The organism is Naumannella cuiyingiana (assembly GCF_013408305.1).
Classification (GTDB): domain Bacteria; phylum Actinomycetota; class Actinomycetes; order Propionibacteriales; family Propionibacteriaceae; genus Naumannella; species Naumannella cuiyingiana.
The window spans coordinates 3,046,412-3,069,461 of the sequence record NZ_JACBZS010000001.1 but is presented as its reverse complement, the minus strand read 5'-3'; the positions used below and the strand labels follow the sequence as shown (position 1 = coordinate 3,069,461).

24 protein-coding genes are annotated in these 23,050 nt (G+C 69.4%); 22 read left to right on the top strand and 2 right to left on the bottom strand.

From position 1 onward, the window contains the following. Nucleotides 1-2 precede the first annotated feature (2 nt). The 15 genes from GGQ54_RS14390 (at nucleotide 3) to ccsB (ending at nucleotide 13,462) form a co-directional block, all read left to right on the top strand. A complete protein-coding gene (locus tag GGQ54_RS14390; protein WP_094458783.1) occupies nucleotides 3-359 on the top strand; it encodes a metal-sensitive transcriptional regulator in 357 nt (118 codons plus the stop codon). 44 nt (nucleotides 360-403) lie between these two features. Further along, nucleotides 404-928: a carboxymuconolactone decarboxylase family protein gene (locus GGQ54_RS14385; RefSeq protein WP_029144357.1), complete on the top strand. Its 525-nt coding sequence runs from the start codon at nucleotides 404-406 to the stop codon at nucleotides 926-928. Between the two features lie 268 nt (nucleotides 929-1,196). Then, nucleotides 1,197-1,745, top strand: coding sequence for a hypothetical protein (locus GGQ54_RS14380; protein WP_029144358.1), 549 nt, complete (start codon nucleotides 1,197-1,199; stop codon nucleotides 1,743-1,745). 396 nt (nucleotides 1,746-2,141) lie between these two features. Next, the gene (locus GGQ54_RS14375; RefSeq protein WP_051191545.1) at nucleotides 2,142-2,789 is read left to right on the top strand and encodes a hypothetical protein; all 648 of its coding nucleotides are present in this window, start codon (nucleotides 2,142-2,144) and stop codon (nucleotides 2,787-2,789) included. A gap of 3 nt (nucleotides 2,790-2,792) precedes the next feature. After that, nucleotides 2,793-3,389: a TlpA family protein disulfide reductase gene (locus GGQ54_RS14370; protein ID WP_084515715.1), complete on the top strand. Its 597-nt coding sequence runs from the start codon at nucleotides 2,793-2,795 to the stop codon at nucleotides 3,387-3,389. Nucleotides 3,390-3,612: 223 nt separating this feature from the next. Continuing rightward, nucleotides 3,613-4,113, top strand: coding sequence for a hypothetical protein (locus GGQ54_RS14365; protein WP_029144360.1), 501 nt, complete (start codon nucleotides 3,613-3,615; stop codon nucleotides 4,111-4,113). A gap of 204 nt (nucleotides 4,114-4,317) precedes the next feature. Beyond that, a complete protein-coding gene (locus GGQ54_RS14360) occupies nucleotides 4,318-4,923 on the top strand; it encodes a TlpA family protein disulfide reductase (protein ID WP_029144361.1) in 606 nt (201 codons plus the stop codon). A 6-nt stretch (nucleotides 4,924-4,929) separates the two neighbouring features. Beyond that, nucleotides 4,930-5,697 carry a cytochrome c biogenesis CcdA family protein gene (locus tag GGQ54_RS14355; protein ID WP_029144362.1) on the top strand — a complete coding sequence of 256 codons (768 nt, stop codon included), beginning with the start codon at nucleotides 4,930-4,932 and terminating at the stop codon, nucleotides 5,695-5,697. After that, the gene (locus GGQ54_RS14350; RefSeq protein ID WP_051191550.1) at nucleotides 5,697-6,005 is read left to right on the top strand and encodes a hypothetical protein; all 309 of its coding nucleotides are present in this window, start codon (nucleotides 5,697-5,699) and stop codon (nucleotides 6,003-6,005) included. Before GGQ54_RS14355 ends, GGQ54_RS14350 begins: the two co-directional genes overlap by 1 nt. Before the next feature lie 231 nt (nucleotides 6,006-6,236). Beyond that, nucleotides 6,237-7,247: a prolipoprotein diacylglyceryl transferase gene (lgt, locus tag GGQ54_RS14345; RefSeq protein ID WP_051191552.1), complete on the top strand. Its 1,011-nt coding sequence runs from the start codon at nucleotides 6,237-6,239 to the stop codon at nucleotides 7,245-7,247. Further along, nucleotides 7,244-8,971, top strand: coding sequence for an apolipoprotein N-acyltransferase (lnt, locus tag GGQ54_RS14340; protein WP_169566226.1), 1,728 nt, complete (start codon nucleotides 7,244-7,246; stop codon nucleotides 8,969-8,971). The genes lgt and lnt overlap by 4 nt, the downstream gene beginning before the upstream one ends. Beyond that, nucleotides 8,968-9,285, top strand: a complete 318-nt coding sequence (locus GGQ54_RS14335; protein ID WP_179445991.1) for a hypothetical protein — start codon at nucleotides 8,968-8,970, stop codon at nucleotides 9,283-9,285. The genes lnt and GGQ54_RS14335 overlap by 4 nt, the downstream gene beginning before the upstream one ends. Before the next feature lie 610 nt (nucleotides 9,286-9,895). After that, a complete protein-coding gene (locus tag GGQ54_RS14330; RefSeq protein ID WP_179445990.1) occupies nucleotides 9,896-10,630 on the top strand; it encodes a hypothetical protein in 735 nt (244 codons plus the stop codon). Nucleotides 10,631-10,793: 163 nt separating this feature from the next. Continuing rightward, complete coding sequence (gene resB / locus GGQ54_RS14325) at nucleotides 10,794-12,383, top strand: cytochrome c biogenesis protein ResB (RefSeq protein WP_229119008.1); 1,590 nt, start codon at nucleotides 10,794-10,796, stop codon at nucleotides 12,381-12,383. Then, nucleotides 12,380-13,462 (top strand): c-type cytochrome biogenesis protein CcsB, encoded by a 1,083-nt coding sequence (ccsB, locus tag GGQ54_RS14320; protein ID WP_029144365.1) that lies wholly within the window; start codon nucleotides 12,380-12,382, stop codon nucleotides 13,460-13,462. The genes resB and ccsB overlap by 4 nt, the downstream gene beginning before the upstream one ends. 118 nt (nucleotides 13,463-13,580) lie before the next feature. Here ccsB and GGQ54_RS14315 read toward each other — a convergent pair whose 3' ends face one another. Next, nucleotides 13,581-14,747, bottom strand: coding sequence for a M23 family metallopeptidase (locus GGQ54_RS14315; RefSeq protein WP_084515719.1), 1,167 nt, complete (start codon nucleotides 14,745-14,747; stop codon nucleotides 13,581-13,583). A gap of 171 nt (nucleotides 14,748-14,918) precedes the next feature. On the opposite strand from GGQ54_RS14315, the gene cmtR reads away from it, so the two are divergent. The 5 genes from cmtR (at nucleotide 14,919) to GGQ54_RS14290 (ending at nucleotide 19,788) form a co-directional block, all read left to right on the top strand. After that, nucleotides 14,919-15,287, top strand: a complete 369-nt coding sequence (gene cmtR / locus GGQ54_RS14310; protein WP_029144367.1) for a Cd(II)/Pb(II)-sensing metalloregulatory transcriptional regulator CmtR — start codon at nucleotides 14,919-14,921, stop codon at nucleotides 15,285-15,287. Continuing rightward, nucleotides 15,284-17,200 carry a heavy metal translocating P-type ATPase gene (locus GGQ54_RS14305; protein ID WP_094459169.1) on the top strand — a complete coding sequence of 639 codons (1,917 nt, stop codon included), beginning with the start codon at nucleotides 15,284-15,286 and terminating at the stop codon, nucleotides 17,198-17,200. Before cmtR ends, GGQ54_RS14305 begins: the two co-directional genes overlap by 4 nt. 95 nt (nucleotides 17,201-17,295) lie before the next feature. After that, the gene (locus tag GGQ54_RS14300; protein WP_218843875.1) at nucleotides 17,296-17,781 is read left to right on the top strand and encodes a signal peptidase II; all 486 of its coding nucleotides are present in this window, start codon (nucleotides 17,296-17,298) and stop codon (nucleotides 17,779-17,781) included. A 39-nt stretch (nucleotides 17,782-17,820) separates the two neighbouring features. Further along, nucleotides 17,821-18,453 (top strand): hypothetical protein, encoded by a 633-nt coding sequence (locus tag GGQ54_RS17160; RefSeq protein ID WP_229118921.1) that lies wholly within the window; start codon nucleotides 17,821-17,823, stop codon nucleotides 18,451-18,453. Nucleotides 18,454-18,624: 171 nt separating this feature from the next. After that, a complete protein-coding gene (locus GGQ54_RS14290) occupies nucleotides 18,625-19,788 on the top strand; it encodes a permease (RefSeq protein WP_029144370.1) in 1,164 nt (387 codons plus the stop codon). 162 nt (nucleotides 19,789-19,950) lie between these two features. Here GGQ54_RS14290 and GGQ54_RS14285 read toward each other — a convergent pair whose 3' ends face one another. Next, a complete protein-coding gene (locus tag GGQ54_RS14285) occupies nucleotides 19,951-20,340 on the bottom strand; it encodes a heavy metal-responsive transcriptional regulator (protein WP_029144371.1) in 390 nt (129 codons plus the stop codon). 110 nt (nucleotides 20,341-20,450) lie between these two features. Between GGQ54_RS14285 and merA the strand changes: the two genes are divergently transcribed. Then, nucleotides 20,451-21,875: a mercury(II) reductase gene (gene merA / locus GGQ54_RS14280; protein ID WP_029144372.1), complete on the top strand. Its 1,425-nt coding sequence runs from the start codon at nucleotides 20,451-20,453 to the stop codon at nucleotides 21,873-21,875. Nucleotides 21,876-21,922: 47 nt separating this feature from the next. Further along, the gene (merB, locus tag GGQ54_RS14275; protein ID WP_094459170.1) at nucleotides 21,923-22,594 is read left to right on the top strand and encodes an organomercurial lyase MerB; all 672 of its coding nucleotides are present in this window, start codon (nucleotides 21,923-21,925) and stop codon (nucleotides 22,592-22,594) included. Nucleotides 22,595-23,050 lie beyond the last annotated feature (456 nt).

Below are 23,050 nucleotides of genomic sequence, written 5' to 3'. Positions count from 1 at the left end.
CCATGACACTCGACACCACCACAGACGGCATCGGCACCGTCAGCCCCGCCACCGGGGCCGACGCCGGTGCACACCAGCACGGCTACATCAGCGACAAGGACCGCTACCTGGCGCGCATGAAGCGCATCGAGGGCCAGGCCCGCGGCATCGCCAAGATGATCGACGAGGAGAAGTACTGCATCGACATCCTCACCCAGGTCTCGGCGCTCACCCGAGCTCTGCAGGGCGTCGCGACCGGATTGCTCGACGACCACCTCAAGCACTGCGTCCTCGACGCCGCCAAGCTCGGCGACGACGGCGCGGCCATCGCCAAGATCCAGGAAGCCACCGACGCGATCAACCGGCTCGTCCGGTCCTGAGGCTCGACGAGCAGCGCACCCGCGCACACCAAGGAGAGGGACCCATGCCCCGTTTCGACCCGCTGACCGCCGAGACCGCCGTCGGCTCGTCCCGGGACCTGCTCGGCGAGCTCGTCGAGCGCCACGGCACCGTGGGCGACATGGTCTCCACGATGGCCCACTCCCCGGCCGTCCTCGGCGGCTACCTGCAGCTGAGCCGGGCCATGCGCCGCGCCAAGCTCGACCGGAGGATCAGCGAGCTGATCTCCATCGCCGTGCAGGCGCAGCAGGGCTGCGGCCTGTGCCTCGACGCCCACGTCGCGGCCGCCCGCTCCCTGGGCGTCGCCGAGGAGGAGATCAGCCTCGCCCACCAGGGCACGTCGAGCGATCCCGCCATCTCGGCGATCATCCGGCTCGGGCTGCAGGTCTATCGGGAACCGACCTCCGTCACCGACGAGCAGATCGCCGAGCTCCGCGCGTTCGGCTACAGCGACCGCGCGATCGCCGACGTCGTCGGCGTCGTCGCGCTCAACATCCTCACCGGCGCGTTCAACCTCGTCGCCGGGCTGGGACCCGAGGACCAGCACTGACGCCCGAGGGCATTCTCTTCGGCGACCCGACTGTGCACGGGGCCTTTCGACCGGCGGGTGCGGGCCGCGTCGTCGGCCTCGCACCGGCTGGCCTGGCAGCGGGAGCCGTGCTCGCAGCAGTCGCACTGGCCTCGGCCAGAGCGGGGTCTGGCGGTCAGCTCCCGGGTCGGATTGGCATGTCGCCGGTGTTTGCCGAATACTTGTCCGGGGCCGCGGCGTGCTCCGCGGCACTCTGGGGCCACCGAATCGAGCGGAAGGCGGGAAGGCAGTGCAGCGTTTCCTGAGCATCGCGCGCCGCTTCTCGCCGGTGCTCGCGGTCCTCACCGTCGCAGCTCTGCTGATGCTGCAGCCGCCGGCTCGCGCCGCTGACCATTTCTCGATGTCTGCGTCACTGGGCACCGTCGCCGCCGGTGCGGGCGCTGCCGAGATGGCGACCGGTCATTCCCCGGCGAACAGCGCTCCCATTGTGGTCCACGGCCAGTTCTCGACCAAGAACGTCGGTGACCAGCAGGCGGCCGCGGCCGCCGACCCCCTGTCCATGGGGACCGTGTCCTCCGGGATGGGCATGGCGTCGGGCTGCGGCGCGGACTGCGGCTCGCCGGCGAGCCCGTCCCCGGGGCCGATGGACTGCGTCGCAGCGGGCTGCCTGATCCTGCTGGTGCTGCTGGTCGGGATCGGAAGCCTGCGGCCGGCAGCCCGCGGAGGCGGCTGGTCGCTTCCGCGCCCAGCACGGCGCACTCTCATTGAATCGTTGGTCCTCCGCTGCTGGGCTCGCCCTCCGCTGAGCCTCGCCGAGCTGTCGATCAGTCGCACCTGAGCCGGTCGCAGGTCCATCCGCGCCCGTTTCGGGGCAGCAGACATGCAGCCGTGGCCGTTCCCAGCCGGAGAACCGGCAAGTAACCACGGACCCGGCAAGTAACCACGGAACCTGTGGGCGGGTGTGCCGACCCGCGACGCTCGCGACGCCCCGGAGTCCATTCTCTGACGACTCCTTTGACAACTCGCGACGACCCCACCGGCTGGAGTTGAGCGGTCCATGCATCCTCGGCGACGTCGGGCACGTCTTCCCCGGTGGCCGTCGACCATCCCAGCTGAGAGACCCATGACCAAGAACCAGAAATCATCCACTAAGTCTTCGAAATCGTTGCCATCGCAGCGCTCGACCGGCGGGCGTACGGCCAGCAGCCGGTCCGCGCGGGACCGGCTGCGGCAGATGCAGCTCCAGGAGGCCAAGGCCCGCCGGACTCGACGGCTGATCACGGGTGCCGCGATCGCCGTCGTGGTGCTGGCCGTCGCCGCCGGAGCGGTGGTCATCGCCAGCCTCCAAGGCGGAGGATCCGGCGACCCCTCCGGCGGGTCGGCCGCCGCCGCGGGGCGTCGGGACCTGCCGCCATGGTCGCTGCCCGCCAACACCTCTGACGCGGCGAAGGCCGCCGGCCTCCGAGTCGGCCCGATGGAGGGAACGGCGGCCCACTTCCACTCCCACCTCGACATCAGCGTCAACGGGCAGCCCATCGCCGTGCCGGCCAACATCGGCGTCGACCCCGCTAGCGGCCAGATGTCGGAGCTCCACACCCACGACGAACGCGGCGTGCTGCACGTCGAGGCCCCCACCGCCGACGGCCGCTACACCCTCGGCCAGGTCTTCACCGAGTGGCAGGTCCGCCTCGACGCCGAAGGCATCGGCGGACTGGACAACAGCAACACCGACAGCCTGCGCGCCTACGTCGACGGGAAGCGATTCCAGGGAGACCCCGCCACGATCCAGCTCACCGCCCACCGGCAGATCTCACTGGTCTACGGGCCGCGAGACGCCACCGACGACCCGGCGGCCAGCTACGCCTTCGAGCAGGGCGAGTAGACGATGCCAGCGAGAGGACCACAGACCGCGGCCCGGACCGTTGCGCTGGCCGCCGTCGTGCTGAGCGTGACGCTGGCCGCGGGCTGCACGAAGTCCATCGACTCCGCCTCGCCGTCGAAGGACGGCGGCTCCGCCGGGCCGGCCTCCGGTGTGCAGCTCTATCAACCCGGCCAGCGCAAGCCCGCCTCGACCGCCGGAGGGCCGGACGTCATGACCGGCGAGAACGTGACCACCGACCATCCCGGCAAGGTGGTCGTGGTCAACGTGTGGGCGTCCTGGTGCGGGCCCTGCCGCAAGGAGGCTCCCGACCTCGCCGCCGCGAGCCGTGACACGGCCAAGACGGCCCGGTTCGTCGGCCTCAACATCCGCGACGACCGCGAAGCCGCGCAGGCCTTCACCCGCGCCTTCAAGACCCCCTACCCGAGCATCTTCGACCCCGAGGGCAAGCAGCTCGTCAGGTTCTCCGGCCAGCTGTCGACCACAGCGATCCCGACCACCCTGGTGATCGACCGCGACCGGCGCAGCGCAGCCCGGATCACCGGCCCGGTCGACCGCGACACCCTCGTCGCGCTCATCACCGACACCGCCAACGGCAAATAGCCGACGCCCCGATGAGTGCCGGACGGGCAAGGGAGGTGCTGGAATCGAACGGAGGCTGGAGCCCCGGCGGTGAGCGGGGACATGCCCGTGGCGCTGCCGGTGGCCTTCTTCTCCCGGGCACGTCCCGATGGACACCCTGCCGCTGCTCCTACACTCAGCTTGCGTTTAGCTCGGCCTCGCCGCAGCGCGACTGATTAGTCTCCATCTGAGGTACGGTGTGCCTGTGCGCGTGCGCCCGAGCCTGACATCCAGCCGATTCCTGGGCTGGATCGTCGTCCTCGTCGCTGCCGTCGCAATCGTGTTCGGGGCGGCAGTCACCGTTCAATCCGGCCAGAAGTCGGCGACGCCGCATGTCGAAGCTGTCAGCCCGGCGGTGCATCGGCAAGTCCTGACCGAGGAAGGCCAAGCGGTTGATCACGGCTGGCAGACCGTGGGGGTGGCGTCCGTGTCGCCGCCTGTTCCCGCAGCCCAGGTGAGCGGCGGTTTCTCGATGACGCCGTCCTCCGGCTCCGACCACGGACCCGGCGACGGCAGCTGCCCACTTCTCGCCGCGGCATGCATGATCGCCCTGATGGTAGTCCTGGTGAGCTGGAGGCTCCGTCGACCCGGCACATCGGTGATCCGCATCCTGCCGCGGATGGCGACCCAGGTCCCGCAGGTCTCCTCCGTGCGCTACATGCCAGCGGCTCGATCTCCACTCATGTTCGGGATCAGTCTGACCTGATCGATGAAGGGGAGGCACAGCCTCTCCCGCTGCGGTTGACTTCCATAGCGCGACCCTCTACCGCCCATGTCGCGGCGAGACGCCCGCGCTGTTCCCTGCGTGCATCGCCACGTTCAGCTGGCGCACCGTCGGCTGCCCCCTGTTCGCGCGAACCCGCTCGCGTTCGGTGTTCGGCATCGGTGTGCCCGTATTCGGAGATCCCAAATGCTTCATCTCGTCAAGCCCGGCCCGGTAAAGGCCCGGCGTGTCGTTGTCGCGGCCGCCTCGGCCGCTCTTCTTCTCGTTACTTCGGCCTGCAGCACTGGTGCCGGTGCATCCCCGACTGGTGGCACCAGTCGCGGAGCAGTCCCCGATCCGGGACTGGTTCTGTTCAAGCCGTCCGACCGGCAACGAACCGCCGTTGCTGAAGGGCCCAAGGTCATGGGATCGGGGACCGCGACCACGAGGCATCCGGGCAGGGTCGTGGTGATCAATGTCTGGGCCTCTTGGTGCGGCCCCTGCCGCAAGGAGGCACCCGACCTGGCCGCTGCCAGCCGCAGCACGGACGAGGTCGCCCGCTTCGTCGGTCTCAACATCAGGGACCAGCGCGATGCCGCGCGGGCGTTCAGCCGTGCCGTCAAGATGCCGTATCCGAGCATTTTCGACCCCGAGGGGCAGCAGCTGGTCAAGTTCTCCGGGCAACTGTCGACCACCGCCATCCCGACAACGTTGGTGATCGACGAGCAACAGCGCAGCGCGGCCCGAATCACGGGCCCTGTCGATCGCGACACCCTGATCCAATTGGTCAACGACACCGCCGACGGCAGGTGAGCGGCAATGCTTGATCAACTGGCCGCATGGGCGACACAGTCGGTGAGCGGGTCGATGCCGGTGGCCCTCCCGGTCGCCTTCCTCGCCGGTTTGGTGTCGTTCTTCTCCCCCTGCGTCATCCCGCTGTTGCCTGGCTACATCTCCTACGCCACTGGCATGTCTGCCGCCGACCTCGTCGCCGGCGGCTCACGGATGCGTCTGGGACGGACCTTGATGGGCAGCAGCCTGTTCGTCGCCGGGTTCGGCGTGGTCTTCGTTGCGAGCGCGTCACTGGCCGGGCTGCTGGGCAGCAGGTTCATCACCTGGCAGGACCCGCTCACCCGCGTCATGGGCGTGATCATGATCGGGCTCGGACTGGCCTTCACTGGCCTCCTCCGCTTCGCCCAGCGCGACCTGCGACTCAGTTGGCTGCCTCGCTTCGGGCTTCTCGCGGCCCCGCTGATCGGCTTCGTGTTCGGGCTGGGCTGGACGCCGTGCATCGGGCCGACCCTCGGGGTCGTGTTGACCATGGCGATGAGTCAGGCGACCGCAGCCAAAGGGGCGTGGCTGGCCATCGCCTACACGCTCGGACTCGGCATCCCGTTCATCGCCGCGGCGATCGCGTTCAACAAGATCAGCACGGCCGCCCGCGCCCTGCGGAACCGGCAGCAGTTGATCATGCGCATCGGCGGTATCTCCATGATCATAGTCGGCCTGCTGATGGCCACCGGCCTGTGGACCAACGTGATCGGTGCGCTCCGACAATCCATCAGCGGATTCGTGACGGTGATCTGATGAAGCAACCAGGCAGCAACAGCACTCCCGAAGAACGTCGTCGAAAGCAACGCCAACGCGAGATGAACCGCCAACTGCGCGTGTGGACTCCGCGCCGCGTCGTCGGGTGGATCCTCGTCGTGCTAGCGGTGGTGATGGGCATCACGCACTGGCTCGCGCACCTGGGATGGCGACCGATCCCACTGGCCATGGGCTGGCAGGACCTGCTGCTCGGCTACCCAGCCGCAGGCCTTCTCGCCATTGCCGGCGGGGTCGTCATCGGCGCGCGCACCCACCGGCCTGGATCCGGGAACCGTGGCCATCACTGATCCCGCTCACAGATTGCCGCACCACATGTCCCGAAACCGGCACTGACAGCAAGGCAGAAGTATGCACCCCCACACGCCAACGGCAATGCCCTTGACATCGGTACGCATCCACGGGCACCGGGACACCGGGTCCGTCCGTCTTCGGACGATGCACGACAGCGGTCCAAGCCGGCACCACGTCCTGCTCGCATGCGTGCAGGGCTGCAGCGACATCGGGGAGGCATCGGCTCAATGATCGGTCACACGCTCCCGTTGTTCTTCATTCCGAGCCCTCCGTGGAGGGAATGGTTGCTGTTCGGGCGACTCCCGATCCGGGCATACGCGCTGTGCATCATCGCGGGCGTGATCATCGGCACGATCGTCGCCACCCGACGGTGGATCGCCCGAGGCGGCAGCCGCGACGCGGTCGAGACCGTCGCCCTGGTTTCGGTTCCGTTCGGCATCGTCGGAGCCCGCCTCTACCACGTGATCACCGACTACCAGCTCTACTTCGGACCGGGCCGCACCTGGTATCGAGCGTTCTTCATCTGGGACGGCGGCCTGGGCATCTGGGGCGGTGTCGCGCTCGGAGCGTTCGGCGGCTACCTGGTCGCGCGCCGACGCCGGATCAGATTCTGGGCGCTCGCCGACGCTCTCGCCCCGGGGGTGGCCATCGCGCAGGCCGTCGGCCGACTGGGCAACTGGTTCAACCAGGAACTCTTCGGTCGGCCGAGCACCCTGCCATGGGCGCTGAAGATCGACCCGCAGTACCGGCCCGTCGGCTACGAGCAGTACGCCACCTTCCACCCGACGTTCCTGTACGAGCTGATCTGGGACGTCGCGGTGGCGATCGCGGTGATTGCGCTCGACCGTCGGTTCCGGCTGGGCCACGGCAAGGCGTTCATGCTCTACGTGATGTTCTACACCGCCGGCAGAGCATGGGTGGAGAGCCTGCGCATCGACCCCGCGCATCACCTCGGCCCGTTCCGGCTCAACGACTACGTCTCGGGCATCGTCTTCCTGGCCGCCCTGCTCTGCTTGCTCTGGCTGCTCCGCAACAAGCCCGGCCGGGAGCTGGTCGTCGAGGGTGACCGGTCGGTCGTCGGCGAGCGGCCGGGCAGCAGAGCTGGTGAAACGCCGCCCGTCCCCGCTTCCGATTCCTTCGCTGCGTTGGACCAATCAGAGCCATCCGCGCTCGATCACCCCACCACGCCGGAGCACGACTCCGGCACAGCCGAGCGTGCCGGCGGGGGTCCGCGGTGATCTACCGACGCGATGACGCGACTTCCACCCGCGGTGCCGCCTGTCACGTTGACGATGCTGCTACCGACATTTCTGTGACCTGCGTGGATTCCTCATCCACCCGGGGCCGCGGCGGTCAGATAATTCAGTCGCTGGGTCGGCTGGTCTTGGCCGCGTTGTCCGGGTTGGCAGTCGGGTTCGCGTTTCAGCCGTACGCACTGTGGCCGCTGGGCTTCCTCGGCGTCGCGGGACTGTCGGTGGCTGTTCACGCGGTTCCGCCTCGGCGCGGGTTCGCGGTCGGATACGTGTTCGGGGTGGCGCTGCTCCTGGTGGCGATCGGCTGGGTCCGGGTGATCGTCGGCGGCGGCGCGGCCGCCTACCTGGGTGTGGTGGGCCTGATCGGATTCGAGGCCGTCTTCTTCGGGCTGCTCGGCCTCGCGCTGGCGATCATCGGGCGGCTCCGGTCCTGGCCGGTGATCGCCGCTGCTGCCTGGGTCGGCGTCGAGTACGTCTACGCGCGCTATCCGTTCGGCGGCTTCGGCTGGACCCGTCTGGCCTACACCGCAGTGGATGCCCCGCTGGCCGGACTGCTGCCCTTCATCGGCACCGTAGGTGTGTCGTTCGCGGTGGCTCTGCTGGCCCAGTGCGTCGGCTGGCTGGCGATCGAGATCATCCGGGCACGGCGGTCGCACGGACCGCTGACACGCAGCATGGTGGCCCGGACAGCGCTACCGGCATTGGCGACCTGGTCGATCGTGATGGGCACGGGTTTGGCCCTGTCCGGGTGGAATCCCGGCCCGCCGGCCCCTGCACAGAAGGCTCGTGTGGGCATAGTCCAGGGCAACGTTCCGGGGAAAGGGATCGAAGCGCTGGGCCGGATGCGCACCGTGACCGCGAACCATGTCCGGGAGACCCGCCGACTGATCAACGCCGCAGACCAGGGACGGATCGCCCGGCCCGACTTCGTTCTGTGGCCGGAGAACTCCACCGACATCGACCCGACCGTTGACCCGATCACGCGCGACCAGCTGCAGTCCGCGACCGAGCTTGCCGGGGTTCCCATCTTCGCCGGGGCGGTGATGGCCGGCCCCGGCGTCGACCAGCGGCAGACCAGCGGCCTGTGGTGGGACCCCCGCCGGGGCATCGTGGCCCGCTACGACAAGCGCAACCTGGTCCCGTTCGGCGAGTGGATCCCCTTCCGTGACCGACTGCTGCCGTTGTTCCCGATCTTGAAGCTGGTCGGAGCACAGTCGGTGCCAGGCACCCGGCCCGGCGCACTCCCGGTCCCCCTCCGCCTGGCCGGCGGCCCGGAGCAGCCGGTCATCGTGGGGGATGCGATCTGTTTCGAGCTGGCCTACGACGACACGATCTACGACGTGATCACCGGCGGTGCGCAGCTCTTCCTGGTCCAGAGCAACAATGCGACCTACGTCGGGACCGGCCAGGTCGACCAGCAGTTCGCCATCACCCGGGCACGAGCGATGGAGACCCGCCGCGAGATCGCCGTCGCCACCACCAACGGAGTCTCCGGCTTCATCGGCCGGGACGGCCGTGCGCAGTGGAAGTCCCGTGAGCGCACCGCCGCCTCGACCGTGGTGACGATGCCGCTGCGCACCAACATCACCCCGGCGGTGCGGATCGCCCCCTGGCTGGAGCGTGGCCTCGCACTCCTCGCGCTGAGCGGCTGCCTCACGGCGACGGTCGGGCGTGGCCGCGCCCGCCGGTCGAGAGCGGCAGGAGCGTGATGATGATCGTGAGTAGCCTGATCTGCACCGCGGTTCTGATGGTGGCGACCGGCCTGGGCTGCGTACGGACGCGCCCTTCTGCACGAGTGTTTCCCGGGTTGCTCCAGGTGGCCGGAGCCTGGAGCGCCTGCCTGCTACTTGTGGACCTTTGGCGTCGCGGTGCCGTCACTGTGGCGTCGATCGCGACGCTGTTGACCGTCTGCGCCGTGTCGATGATCTGGTTGCGGAGGGCGGATGGCAGCACCGAAGACACCTCTGACGACTTCCAGCTCTGGGAAAGCGAGCTCGCCAGCCCGGAGGTGTCGGAGGAATGAGCGTCTCCCGCGCGACCGGCCTCGCCCTGCTGGTCAGCCTCGCGCTGATGCACCCGATGGTGTTGACGTCAGCCGAACCCGTGCCGCCGAGCAATTCGTCGGTGCACCGCGTGCCACCCGACGCGCAGCCGATTCATGCTCCAGTCACGGCAAGCAACCCACCCGGTCGACATCCAGCAACTCGACAACCGTTGAGCGGCTGTCCCAGCTGCGCGCCCCCTTCGTTGGCGGCTTCATCGCATGACCGACCGACCGGTCCGATGGGCTGCATCGCCGCCGCTGGCTGCGTCATGACCATCGTCTTGCTGGCGGTGGCCGTGATCGTTCGTGGGCGAACCCCCGGTCGATGGTGGCATTGCCGAGCCCGCAGCATCGGATCGGCCATCGGAGCCGTCGCACATTGGCGTCGCCGACCGGCTCCCAGTCTCATAGAGCTGTCGATTCTTCGGATCTGACCCCACCCGCCCGGGCCATGAGCAGGCTGCGGTGAGCCCCAGCAATTCGTCCCGCTCCTCGGCCCATCAATTGCACACCCGGCTTGATCACTGCGCGCCCGGTTGAGCAGTCAGACAAGCTCCTCAGACTCTCCAGCACGACAGGAAACAGGAACGTGAATCAGAAGCGATCGAAGAACAAGCATCGACACGGTGCATCGACCAATCGCGAACCCGGATCCGCGCGCGCCCGCGCCCGGTTGGCAGAGATGAAACGGCAGGAGGCCCGCGCCCGAACGCGGCGGCGTTTCCTGGTCGGGGTCACCGCGGTCATCGTCGCCGGTGCCCTCGGCATCGGCATTTGGCTGGTGGCCCGGCAACTATCAGCACCCAACGCCGCTGGGCCGGTGGCCGGCACCAAGGGGCGAAGCGATCTGCCGCCGTGGGGGCTCCCGGCCGATCCGGGCCGCCTGGCCGAGGCCGCCGGTCTGCAGGCATCGAACATGGAAGGCACCGCCGCGCACTTCCACTCCCATCTGGACATCACCGTCAACGGCCAGCCGCTCGCGTTACCGGGAGCAATCGGCGTCGACGCGAAGACCGGCTCGATGTCGGAGCTGCACACCCACGACGAACGCGGCGTCCTGCACGTCGAGTCACACAAGACCGACGGCAAATACACCCTCGGACAGCTGTTCGCCGAGTGGGACGTGCGACTCGACGGCCAAGGCATCGGCGGCCTGACCAACAACAAGACCGACAGCCTGCGCGCCTACGTGGACGGCAAACCGTTCACCGGCGACCCCGCCACGATCGAACTCGGCGAGCGACGCCAGATCTCACTGATCTACGGCCCCCGGAACGCGACCGACAATCCGCCCTCGAGCTTCGCCTTCGACGCCAATGAATGATCTCCGCCCCACCAGCAGATCCGATGCCGCACCTGGCCCGCGAGCCGATCCCGACGCGGCGGGCATCGCAACCACCGAACCCGCCACTCGCAGGACTTCCTCCAATGCGCCGGTGATCGGATTCCTCGGCGGGCTGCGGTTCCTGTGGACGCAGTTGATCACCATGCGGACGGCGCTGGCGTTGCTGTTCCTGCTGGCACTGGCCGCGGTGCCCGGATCGTTGGTGCCGCAGCAGAACATATCGCCGGTGCGAGTCAAGTCCTTCCTCGACCAGCACAAGACGCTGGGACCGATCTATGACAAGGTCGGACTCTTCAACGTCTACACCTCGCCCTGGTTCTCCGCGATCTACATCCTGCTGTTCATCAGCCTGATCGGCTGCATCATCCCCCGGGCCGGGGTCTATCTCCGGGCCGTGCGAGCACAGCCGCCCCGCACACCGCGATACCTGCATCGTCTGCCCGCCTACGCCTCCGCCGACCTGACCGCAGCCGAAGCCGGCGACAGCGCGGCCCCGACCGATGCTGCCATCCTGCGCCGGCTGCGCGACAACCTGCGAAGCAGGCGGTACCGGGTCACCCAGCACCCCGACGGGTCACTGGCGGCCGAGCGGGGCTACCTGCGAGAGGCGGGCAACCTCGCCTTCCACATCAGCCTGGTCTTCTTGCTGCTCGGCGTGGCCGTGGTCTGGCTGACCAGCTTCCGCGGCGACCGGGCGCTGGTCGTGGGAGGCGAAAGCTTCACCAATGACCTGGTGCAATACGACGACTTCAAGGCCGGCCCGCTGTTCCGGCAATCGTCTCTGACCCCCTTCAGCATCAAGGTCGACAGCTTCGACGTGAAGTTCGAGACCGGCAACGTCCAGCGAGGGGCCGCGCGGGAGTTCAACGCCGCAGTCACTGTCACCGACCGTCCAGGAGACAAGCCCCGCCAGGAAACCTTGCGGGTCAACCATCCGCTCAACCTGGCCGGCGGCGAAAAGGTCCACCTGATCGCCTGGGGATACGCACCGATCGTGACGGTGAAGGACGGCGACGGCAACGTCGTCTCCTCCGGTCCTGTCATCTTCCTGCCGCAGGACGGCAACTTCACCTCCGCTGGGGCGATCAGTGCGCCCGACGCCAGGCCTCGCAAACTCGGCTTTGAAGGGTTCTTCCTGCCCAGCGCCTACGTGGACGGCTCCGGGCCCCGCTCGGTGTTCCCCGACGCGTTGAATCCCCAACTGTTCCTGAACGCCTGGTCGGGCAAGCCCACCGCCGAGACCGGCCAACCCCAGAGCGTCTACTCGCTCGACACCCGCGGCATGACCCAGATCATGAACCCGAAGGACCCCAAACAGCCGCTGCGGTTCATCCTCCGACCCGGATACATCCAAAAGCTGCCCAACGGGCAAGGATCCATCCAGCTGGACGGGGTGCAGCGCTGGATCAAGATCCAGGTCGGCGACTCCCCCGGCGCACCCATCACGATCGTCGCTATCGGAACCGCCGTGCTGGGGCTCAGCTTCTCGCTGTTCATCCGGCCCCGGCGGATCTGGGCACGGATCCGACGGGTCGACGGCCACAACCTCCTCGAGATCGCCGGACTCGACCGGGCCGACGCCCGAACGGGACTCACCGAAGACGTCGAAGCCCTCGTCAACAGCCTCGACCTGCAAACGAGCTCACGCAACCAGACCCCACCCGGGCACGGGAACGAACCGGCAGAGCCCGATCCGACCACCGACAACCAATCACCGAAGGAGACGGCATGACGATCGACTACTTCTCCAACCTCGCTCTGGTCACCGCGACCGTGATCTACGCCCTGGCCCTCACCATGCACAGCATCGAATGGGCAGCCGCACGAAAAATTACCGCCGCCCGAAGCACCACCGGCAAGCGGAAGGGCGAGGCAGCGGACGACATCGAGACCAGAACCCGCCCCGACGCACGCGCAACGACCAGCCGCGCATCAGAGGCCTCAGCGTCCACCCTGACGATCACCCGGACCGCCGCCCAAGCCACGCCTGACTCACCGACCCTCGAGCCCGAAGGCGACGTCGACGTCGACGATGAACCCTTTGACGGAGACCCGATTCCGCAGCAGAAGACCGAGATGTTCGGTCGGATGGGCATCTCCTTCACCCTGATCGGGCTGGCCTGCGCGATCGCAGGCATTACCGCCCGGGGCATCGCCGCTCACCGCTGGCCGCTGGGCAACATGTTCGAGTTCACCACCATGGCGATGGTGATCATCGTCGCCGGCTACCTGGTCCTGGCCAAGATGGGGATGCGCTGGCTCGGCCTGCCCATCACCATGGTCGCCACCGTCGGCAACGGCCTGGCAGTGACCGTGTTCTACGTCGCAGTCGCCGGGTTGGTGCCGTCGCTGAACTCCTACTGGTTCATCATCCACATCACTGCCGCGACGATCAGCGGAGCAGCGTTCAACATCGGCGGAGCCATCTCGATCCTGTACCTGATCAAGAAGCGGGCCGAGGACAAGGGAACCGAGAAGGGCTACCTCCTCCGACTCCCCGATTCGCGCCGCATAGACGTGATCGCCTACCGGCTCTTCGCCTTCGCCTTCCCGCTGTGGACGTTCACCATCGCCGCCGGAGCAGTTTGGGCCGAGTACGCCTGGGGCCGCTACTGGGGATGGGACCCCAAGGAGGTCTGGGCGCTGGTCACCTGGGTGATCTTCGCCTGTTACCTCCACGCCCGATCGACCGCCGGCTGGAAGGGCGGACGGGCCGCCGTCATCGCCCTGCTCGGGCTTGCCGTCTTCTGGTTCAACTTCATCGGAGTGAACCTGCTCCTCTCCGGGCTCCACTCCTACGCAGGCATCTAACCAAGAAGCGAACGGTTGACATCGATACCCCTGGGGTACGACAGCGACTCAGCCGTTACCGCGGCACCACCAGCGAGCTCGACCCGTCTCAAAACGACACCCGGCCGCTTCAGGGCCCCTACGGCTTCAAGCCTTTCGCAGTGAACCAAGGCAGTGGATTCACCGTCCGGTAGACATCGCCGGGAGTGACGCCAGCGGGGTACAGCTCCAGGTGTGTGTGCGGGCCGAACGTCCGGCCGGTCATGCCCACCCGGCCGATGACCTGACCGGCGGCAACCCGCTGCCCGGTGCGGACCGCGGCCGACGCCATGTGCGCCATCAGCATCTGCTTCCCGTCGGGGAACTTGATGCTGACGTAGATGCCCGCCCAACCGCTGGCCGGACCGGTACCGCCGTTGGTGACGACCCCATCGGCTGTCGCTCTGATCGGTGTCCCGATCGGGGCAGCGAAGTCCACGCCAGTGTGATAGCGCGACCAGGATCCGACCTGCCCGAACGTGGCGACGATGTTGTAACTTCCCTTGGCGATCGGCAATGCCCCGCCCCCGCTGCTCGTGCCGCCTGCAGTGTCTGAACTGCCGAGATCGGCAGTACCGCTGTCGGAGCCGTTGTCGCTCGATGCCGAGTCGGTCCGGCCGACCGCCGTGCTACCGGAGGATGCATTGCCCTTGCCCGCGTCAGCTTCTTGGGCCGCTCGCATCTGCTGTTGACGCTGCTCCTTGCTGAGCGTTCCCGATAGTTTGCGGCTCTTCTCGGCGTCGGATTTCAACGCCTCTGATCGTTGCCGGGCAGCCTCCTCCGCCCGCGTGTCCTCCTGGCCGGTGTCGACAACCTTGCTGTTCTTCTGGGCTGCCCGGCGCGCCGCCATGTCGACGGTGCCGTCGAGAGGCTGGCCCGTGCTCTGCTCCTCGCTACTGCCGCTGCCTTGGGTATCGCTGCGCTGACCACTGCGTGTTGCCTCCCGAAGGCCCGCGCGCGACCGGCCAGAGGTGTCGGCCCGGTGCCCGGTGGAGCCCGCGTCATCGGGCGCGCCAGCCGTACTGGAGATTCCGGTGACCGCAGGGTTCGCCTCATGGGCAACGCCGGTCATGGCGACCGCGCCAGCGCCGGCAAGGCCGAGTCCTGCGATGGCGGCCGCGGCAATGCCGTGGCGGATCCAGCTGCGTCTGTCCCGTCCGATGTGATCCAGGGCTCGGCCAGCTCTTGCTGCGGTGCCCGCGCGCAACTCGCCGACGCGGGTTCGCAGCTGACCGAGGCTTCGCCGCTGGCGACCGTCGGGACTCATTCGGCTAGAACTCCTCGTGGGATGGGAATGACCGGACCGCTAGAGAATAACGGTTCGATAACATCGATGAATGCTGGCTTGGCCAGACTTGAGGAAATGCTCACGCCTTCGGTGGCGGTCAACGACCGCTCCAGGCCATGATAGGTCAGCCACTGCTGTATAGTTCAGTGGATGCTGACCATTGCTTCGCGCCTTGACGTCATGAACCGGCTCGGCCGGGCGATGGCGGACCCGACGCGCTCCCGGATCCTGATGTCCTTGCTCGGCGGCCCGAGCCACCCGGCCGTGCTGTCGCGCGAGCTCGACCTGACGCGCTCGAACGTGTCGAACCACCTGACCTGCCTGCGCGACTGCGGGATCGTGGTCGCCGAGCCGCACGGCCGGCAGACCCGCTACGAGATCGCCGACCCGCACCTGGCCGCGGCGCTGACGACGCTGGTGGACGTGACGCTGGCGGTGGACGAGAGCGCGCCGTGCATCGACCCGCACTGCTCGGTGCCGGGCTGCTGCGCCGTGACCGGCTCGGGGGACGCCTCGTGAGCGCCGCCTGCGGCTGCGACGAGCCGACCACCAGCCCATCCGAGGAGGCCGAGGAGACCGAGCGCTCGTGGTGGCGCGACCCGGGACTGGTGGTGCCGATCCTCTCCGGCGTCGCGTTCGGCACCGGCCTGGTGCTGGAGTGGTCGGGGATGCACATCGCGGCACTGGCCGCGTTCTGGGCGGGTCTGCTGCTGGGCGCGTACACGTTCGTGCCCGGCGCTCTGCGGAACCTGTTCGTCAGGCGGAAGCTGGGGATCGCGCTGCTGATGACGATCAGCGCCGTCGGCGCGGTGATCCTCGGCTACGTGGAGGAGGCCGCCGCGCTGGCGTTCCTCTACTCGATCGCCGAGGCCCTGGAGGACAAGGCGATGGACCGCGCCCGCGGCGGCCTGCGCGCGCTGCTGAACCTCGTGCCGGAGACCGCGACCGTGCTGCGCGACAGCGCCTCGGTCGAGATCCCGGCGAAGGAGATCGCCGTCGGCGACGTGCTGCTGGTCCGCCCCGGCGAGCGGGTCGCGACCGACGGGCTGGTCCGCGCGGGCCGCTCCAGCCTGGACACCTCGGCGATCACTGGCGAGTCGATCCCGGTCGAGGTCGCCCCCGATGACGCGGTCTCCGCCGGCGCGATCAACACCGCCGGTGTGCTGGAGGTCGAGGCGACCGCGGCGGGCACCGACAACTCGCTGACCACCATCGTGGAGCTGGTCGAGCAGGCCCAGGCCGAGAAGGGCGAGCGTGCGCGGATCGCCGACCGGATCGCCCGCCCGCTGGTGCCCGGGGTGATGGTCCTCGCCGTCCTGGTTGGCGTGCTCGGATCGCTGCTCGGCGACCCCGAGACCTGGATCACCCGCGCCCTGGTCGTCCTCGTCGCCGCCAGCCCGTGCGCGCTGGCGATCGCGGTGCCCGTCACCGTGGTCTCCGCGATCGGGGCGGCGACGAAGTTCGGCGTCGTCATCAAGAGCGGGGCAGCCTTCGAGCGCCTCGGTGGCATCCGCCACCTCGCCGTGGACAAGACCGGCACCCTGACCCGCAACCGGCCCGAGGTCACCGCCGTCGTCGCCGCCGACGGCTTCGACGACGCCCAGGTGCTGGCCTGGGCCGCGGCCGTGGAGCAGCACTCGACGCACCCTCTCGCCGCCGCCATCGCCACCGCGGGCCAGGGAGCCCCCGCCGCGCAGGACGTCGCCGAGGAGGCCGGGCACGGCATCGGCGGCCTGGTGGACGGCCGCCGGGTGACGGTGGGCAGCCCCCGCTGGATCGACGCGGGGCCGCTCAAGGCCCGGGTCGAGGAGCTGGAGGCCGAGGGCCAGACCTGCGTGCTCGTGGCCGTCGACGGCCGGCTGGCCGGGGCGATCGGCGTCCGCGACGAGCTGCGCCCCGAGGTCCCCGACGTCGTGCACACGCTGCGGGCCCAGGGCGTCGAGGTGAGCATGCTCACCGGCGACAACGCCCGCACCGCGCACGCGCTAGCGCAGCTCGCCGGGATCGGCGACGTGCACGCCGAGCTCCGGCCCGAGGACAAGGCCCGCATCGTCGCCCAGCTCTCCGAGGCCTCGCCCACGGCGATGATCGGCGACGGCATCAACGACGCCCCCGCCCTGGCCGGGGCGACCGTCGGCATCGCGATGGGCGCGACCGGCTCCGACGCCGCGATCGAGTCTGCCGACGTCGCCTTCACCGGCCACGACCTCGGCCTCATCCCGCAGGCGCTGCGCCACGCCCGCCGCGGCCGGGCGATCATGAACCAGAACATCGTGCTGTCCCTGGCGATCATCACCGTGCTGCTGCCGCTGGCCATCACCGGCGTGCTGGGCCTGGCCGCGGTCGTCCTCGTCCACGAGGTCGCCGAGGTCGTCGTCATCGCTAACGGGCTGCGCGCCGCGCGTGCCCGCAAGCCTCAGGCAGCGGGCTGATGCGGGCGAAGGACGCGGTCCGCGGGTCCACTGCCCGGATCGCTCATGGTCCGAGGCGGACGCTCCTGGTAGCGGGGACCTTCCTGCTCGGCGGTTTGGTCGTCCTGGTCGACCAAGGGACCAAGGCATGGGCTGAGGCCACCCTCTCGACGCAGGAGCGCATCCCGCTCGTCGGCGAGCTGCTGGGACTCCAGCTGGCGTACAACCCCGGTGCGGCGTTCTCCTTCGGCGAGGGCTCGACCTGGGTGTTCGCGCTGGTCGCTGTCGCGGCCGCGGTCGCCGCGGTCGTCTTCGCGTTCCGTGTCCGGCGTCTTCGGTGGGTGGTCGTGATCGGTGCCGTCGGCGGTGCGGCGGCCTCGCACGCCGGGGACCGGCTCTTCCGCGCCCCCGGCTTCGCCCGCGGCCACGTCGTGGACTTCCTGGCCTACGGCGACTGGTTCATCGGGAACGTCGCCGACATCGTCATCGTCGTGGGCGCGGTCACCGGGGCGTTCCTGATGCTCCACGACGGCTCATCGCCAGAAGACTCCCCGAGTTCTTCGGCACGGCTCAGTTCCGAAGAGGCTGGCGAGCGGAGCTGACGACGGCTGCCGAGCCGCAGACAGGATTGAGAGGAGAAGATGTTGGAGATCACGCTGCAGTACTTCGACGGGTGCCCGAATTGGGAGGTGATCGACCGGCGGCTCGCCGAGGCCCTCGACGGCCGATCGGACGTCCGCGTCGCGCATCAGCGAGTCGAGACCGCCGACGACGCCGCCCGCCTCGAGTTCCACGGGTCCCCGACCGTCCTCGTCGACGGCGTCGACCCCTTCGCCGACGAGCACACACCGGTCGGGCTCGCCTGCCGGGTGTTCCGCACTCCTGCCGGGCTGGCCGGGTCGCCGACCGTCGATCAGCTGCGCGCAGCCATCGGTCGCGCGCCGACGTCGGCGGTGACGGGGCTCGAGTCGCCGGTCGGACCGCTGGGCGGGCTGCCGATCGCCTGCGCGCTCGCGCCGACCGCGGGCAAGCAGCAGCTCGAGAGGTGGCGAGCCTTCGACGACGACTACCTCCTCGAGGTCGAGCGCGGAGAGGCCAGACTGGTCGTGCACTACGCCCGGACCGACGACTCAGCGCGGCGGCTGCGCGACCTGGTCGCGACCGAGAGCGCCTGCTGCTCGTTCGTCGACTGGCAGATCGACGACGACCACGCCGACCTGCGCCTTGTCGTCACCGGCACCCCTGAGCAGCTCGCTGGTCTCAGTATCGGCTAGGTAGGTGTTCGGGGCCAGCCGCTGGCCGCGGCGACGCCGATGCGCCACCAGCATCGTCGTCCCGGTTTCTCAGGCAGCTCGGCGCAATCCGCGCGTGGACGGGCCGCGTCCGGGTACGGGACCGGATGGCCGAACAGTCGCTGACCGTGTTGCCGGGAGGAAGGAATCCGGATGGACGTCCTGAGCGCAGTCGTCGACGCGCTGGCGATGGCCGGCTCGATGGGCTGGCAGATCCTCTGGCCCCTCGTGCTCGGTTTCATGCTGTCCGGCGTCATCCAGGCGGTGGTGCGCAAGGAGCGCGTCACGCAGCTGATGGCCGACGACTCGCCGAGATCGATCGCGGTCTCCGCGCTGTTCGGCGCGGCGTCCTCGTCCTGCTCCTACGCCGCGGTCGCGCTGGCCCGGGCGCTGTTTCGCAAGGGCGCGGACTTCGCGGCGGCGATGGCCTTCGAGATCGCCTCGACCAACCTGGTGCTCGAGCTCGGGCTGGTCCTGTGGTTCGTGATGGGCTGGCAGTTCACCGCCGCGGAGTTCGTCGGCGGCCCGATCATGATCGTGCTGGTCGCGCTCGGATTCAGGCTCTGGATGCGCGGCCGGATCGTCGAGGCGGCGCGGCGGCAGGCCGAGCAGGGGCTCGCCGGGTCGATGGAGGGCCACGCCGCCATGGACATGTCCGTCCAGGGCGACGCCGGATTCTGGGCCCGGCTGCTCTCCCGGGACGGCGTGACCGCGGTCTCGCGCTACTTCGTGATGGACTGGGCGGCCGTGCTCCGCGACATCGTGCTGGGCCTGCTGATCGCCGGCGCGTTCGCCGCATGGGTGCCCAAGGCCTGGCTGCAGGCAGTGTTCTTCACCGAAGACCCGGTCGCCTCGTTCGTGCTGGGCCCGCTGATCGGGCCACTGCTGGCCGTGGTCAGCTTCGTCTGCTCGGTCGGGAACGTGCCGCTGGCGGCGGTGCTGTGGAACGGCGGGATCAGCTTCGGCGGCGTGGTCAGCTTCCTGTTCGCCGACCTGATCATCATCCCGATCATCCTCATCTACAAGAAGTACTACGGCTGGAAGGCCACGTCCCGGATCTGCCTGGTCTTCTACGCCGCGATGGTCGTCGCCGGATACCTCGTCGAATTGATCTTCGGCCCGCTCGGCATGGTCCCGCACGACCGGAACCTGGCAGTCGCCGAGACCGGCATCAGCTGGAACTACACCACCTGGCTGAACATCGCCTTCCTGGCACTCGCCGCCGCCCTGCTGACCGTGTTCCTCCGCACCGGCAGTACCGGCATGCTCCGCATGATGGGCGGCTCCCCGGAGCCGGCAGAGCGCGGACACCACTGACCGGCTCTCCGCCGCGGACGGCTCAGCCCGCGACGCACGAGGACGATGAAGCCTCGGCTGGCGGCGAGTCGGATGGTTCACCGAGATCGTCCATCTCCAGTGCCTGCCGGCCCGATCGGCACGGTGGTCCGGCCGGCGACGACGGCGAGATCGGCGCAGCACTCACAGATACCGGCAGACCTGGTCCGGGCTGCACGAGTCGAGGTCGGGCTTCGCGGCGTCGTTCCTGAGCCCGGCGATGGTGTCTCGGAGCGCCGCGAGCTGGGCGATCTGCTGCTCGATCTCGGCCAGGCGTGCATCGAGGAGGTCGCGCACGTGCTCGCAGGGCGCGTGGCCGCCGTCCCGGATGTCGAGGATCTGGCGGATCTGGGCGAGGGTGAGGCCCGCGGCCTGGCCGCGGTGGACGAAGTCGATCCGGGCGACCGTCTCGGGCGCGTAGTCGCGGTATCCGGACGGCGTCCGCTCGGCCGGGGGAAGCAGTCCCTGCTCCTCGTAGAAGCGCAGCGTCTTCGCCGTCGTGCCCGCCCGCTCTGCGAGTTCCCCGATGCGCATCTCGCATCCCCTCTTCGATCGGCGGAAAGTCCTCTTGACCTTCCCCTGCACTGGAAGGTCCAGCATGGCTGAGCAGGGACCAGAAGTCCAAGCATCGACAGGGAGCCGGGATGACCACCATGTACGACCTCGCCATCATCGGATCGGGCGGCGGGGCGTTCGCCGCCGCGATCCGCGCGACCACGCTCGGCAAGTCGGTGGTGATGATCGAGCGCGGGACCTTCGGCGGCACCTGCGTGAACACCGGCTGCGTGCCGTCGAAGGCCCTCATCGCCGCGGCCGACGCACGGCACTCCGCGGCCGACGCCGCCGACCGGTTCCCGGGGATCGAAACGACGGCGGGGCCGGTGGACATGCCCGCCCTGATCGCCGGGAAGCAGGCGCTGGTCGAGTCGCTGCGGGGCGAGAAGTACGCCGACGTCGCCGACTCCTACGGGTGGGCCGTCCGCCGCGGCGACGCCGCGTTCGCCGGCACCCCCGACGCACCGGTCCTCCAGGTCGCCGGGGACGACGGGAGCACCGAGACGATCGAGGCCGGGCACTACCTGGTCGCGACCGGCGCTCGGCCGTGGGCCCCGCCGATCGACGGTCTGGACGAGACCGGGTACCTGACCTCGACCACGGCGATGGAGCTGACGGAGGTCCCTGAGTCGCTGCTGGTGATCGGCGGCGGCTACGTCGCCCTGGAGCAGGCGCAGCTGTTTGCCCGGCTCGGCTCCGAGGTCACCGTGCTGGTGCGGTCCCGGCTGGCGTCGAAGGAGGAGCCGGAGGTGTCCAGGACGCTGCAGGAGGTGTTCGCCGACGAGGGCATCCGGGTGGTCCGCCGTGCGCTGCCGACGCGGGTGTCGCGGGACGCCGCGACCGGGCAGGCCTTCGTCACCGCCGACGTCGCCGGCGGCCGGGAGGAGTTCCGCGCCGACCAAGTGCTCCTCGCCCTCGGGCGACGACCAGCCACCGACGGGCTCGGCCTCGACGCGGTCGGGGTCGAGACCGGGGACCTCGGCGAGGTGGTCGTCTCCGACCGGATGCAGTCCTCCCACCCGCGGATCTGGGCCGCGGGCGACGTGACCGGCCACCCCGAGTTCGTCTACGTCGCCGCCCAGCACGGCACCCTCGTCGCCGAGAACGCGTTCGCCGACGCCGACCGGGCCGTGGACTACGCCCGGCTGCCGAGGGTCACGTTCACCGGCCCTGCGATCGGCGCGGTCGGGATGACCGAGAAGGACGTCGTCGCCGCAGGGATCCGCTGCGACTGCCGCGTCCTGCCCCTGCATCATGTTCCCCGCGCACTGGTCAACCGCGACAGCCGCGGCTTCGTCAAGATCGTTGTGGACGCCGACACCGGGAAGATCCTCGGCATCACCGCCGTCGCCAAGGACGCCGGCGAGCTCGCCGCCGCAGGGGTCCACGTGCTCGGCAAGACCGTCGCCGAGGTCGCCGACGCCTGGGCCCCCTACCTGACCATGGCCGAGGGCATCCGGATCGCCGCCAGGGCCTTCACCACCGATCCGTCGCTCCTGTCGTGCTGCGCGTGAGCGCGCACGGGGCCCAGCCCACCGATCACAGATCCGAGGAGATCGCGATGACCGACCGCACCACCGACCTGGCAGGAGGCCTGGCCGACCGGCTCGTCCGCACCGAGGAGTCCGGGCTCGACGCCGGCCTGCTCGTGCCGCTGCTGAGGCTGCTCGTCGAAGGGCATCCACTCGCGGTGGAGGACCTCGCCGACGCGGCCGGCCGCAGCGAGGACGACGTGCGCGCAGGCCTGGCGCTCGTCCCCGACACCGAGTACGACGAACAGGACCGGATCGTCGGCCAGGGCCTCACCCTGCGCCCCACCGTCCACCGGTTCGCCGTCGACGGGAACGACCTGTACACCTGGTGCGCCCTGGACACCCTGGCCTTCCCAGCCCTGCTCGCACGCCCGGCGCGCATCGAGTCGACCTCGCCGACCAGCGGCCAGACCGTCCGGGTGACTGTCGACCCCGCCGCAGGCGTCACCCGCGTCGAGCCCGCCACCGCCGTGGTGTCCCTCATCGACCCCGAGCGCTTCGCCTCGATCCGCTCCTCCTTCTGCAACCAGGTGCACTACTTCGCCTCGCCCGAGGACGCCGAGGAATGGCTCGCCGAGCACCCCGACGGCCAGGTCGTCACCGTCGCAGAAGCCCACTGGCTCGGCTCCGCACTCGCCTCCGCTTTCCTGGACGGCCCCGAAAGGGCCACCGGCGGACGCAACGTCCACCCATGCTGTTGATCACGACCCAGCCACGAGAATGCAAGACAAATGCGCCGACCGGATGATCGACCGGGCGGCGGGCTGCTGATGGCGGACGGCGCGGTTCTCTTCGTGGTGCTCTGCTGCGGACTGCCGCTCGTCCTCGCCGGAGGGGCGCTCGCCGGGATCGGCGGCCACCTGCGCAGCCCCTGGACCGTCGCCGCGGGGATCGCAGTCGTCCTGGCCGTCGCCGCGGCCGCAATAGCCGGGGCGCACCGCCGAACCCAGGACGCCGACTGCCGTCCGTCCCGGACCACGCGGGCCGCACAGGACCCAGCGGCACACCGACGCCGAGCAGCCGGCGCGGATCGATGACCGCCCGCGTCTCGCCGAGACGCCGCTCGGGAACGGCGCTGGCGGACACGACGAGCCGGCGCGGACACGGCAGCCGGGCACACGCCCACGAGGATGCCGTCACCAGATGCCCTGCCGCTC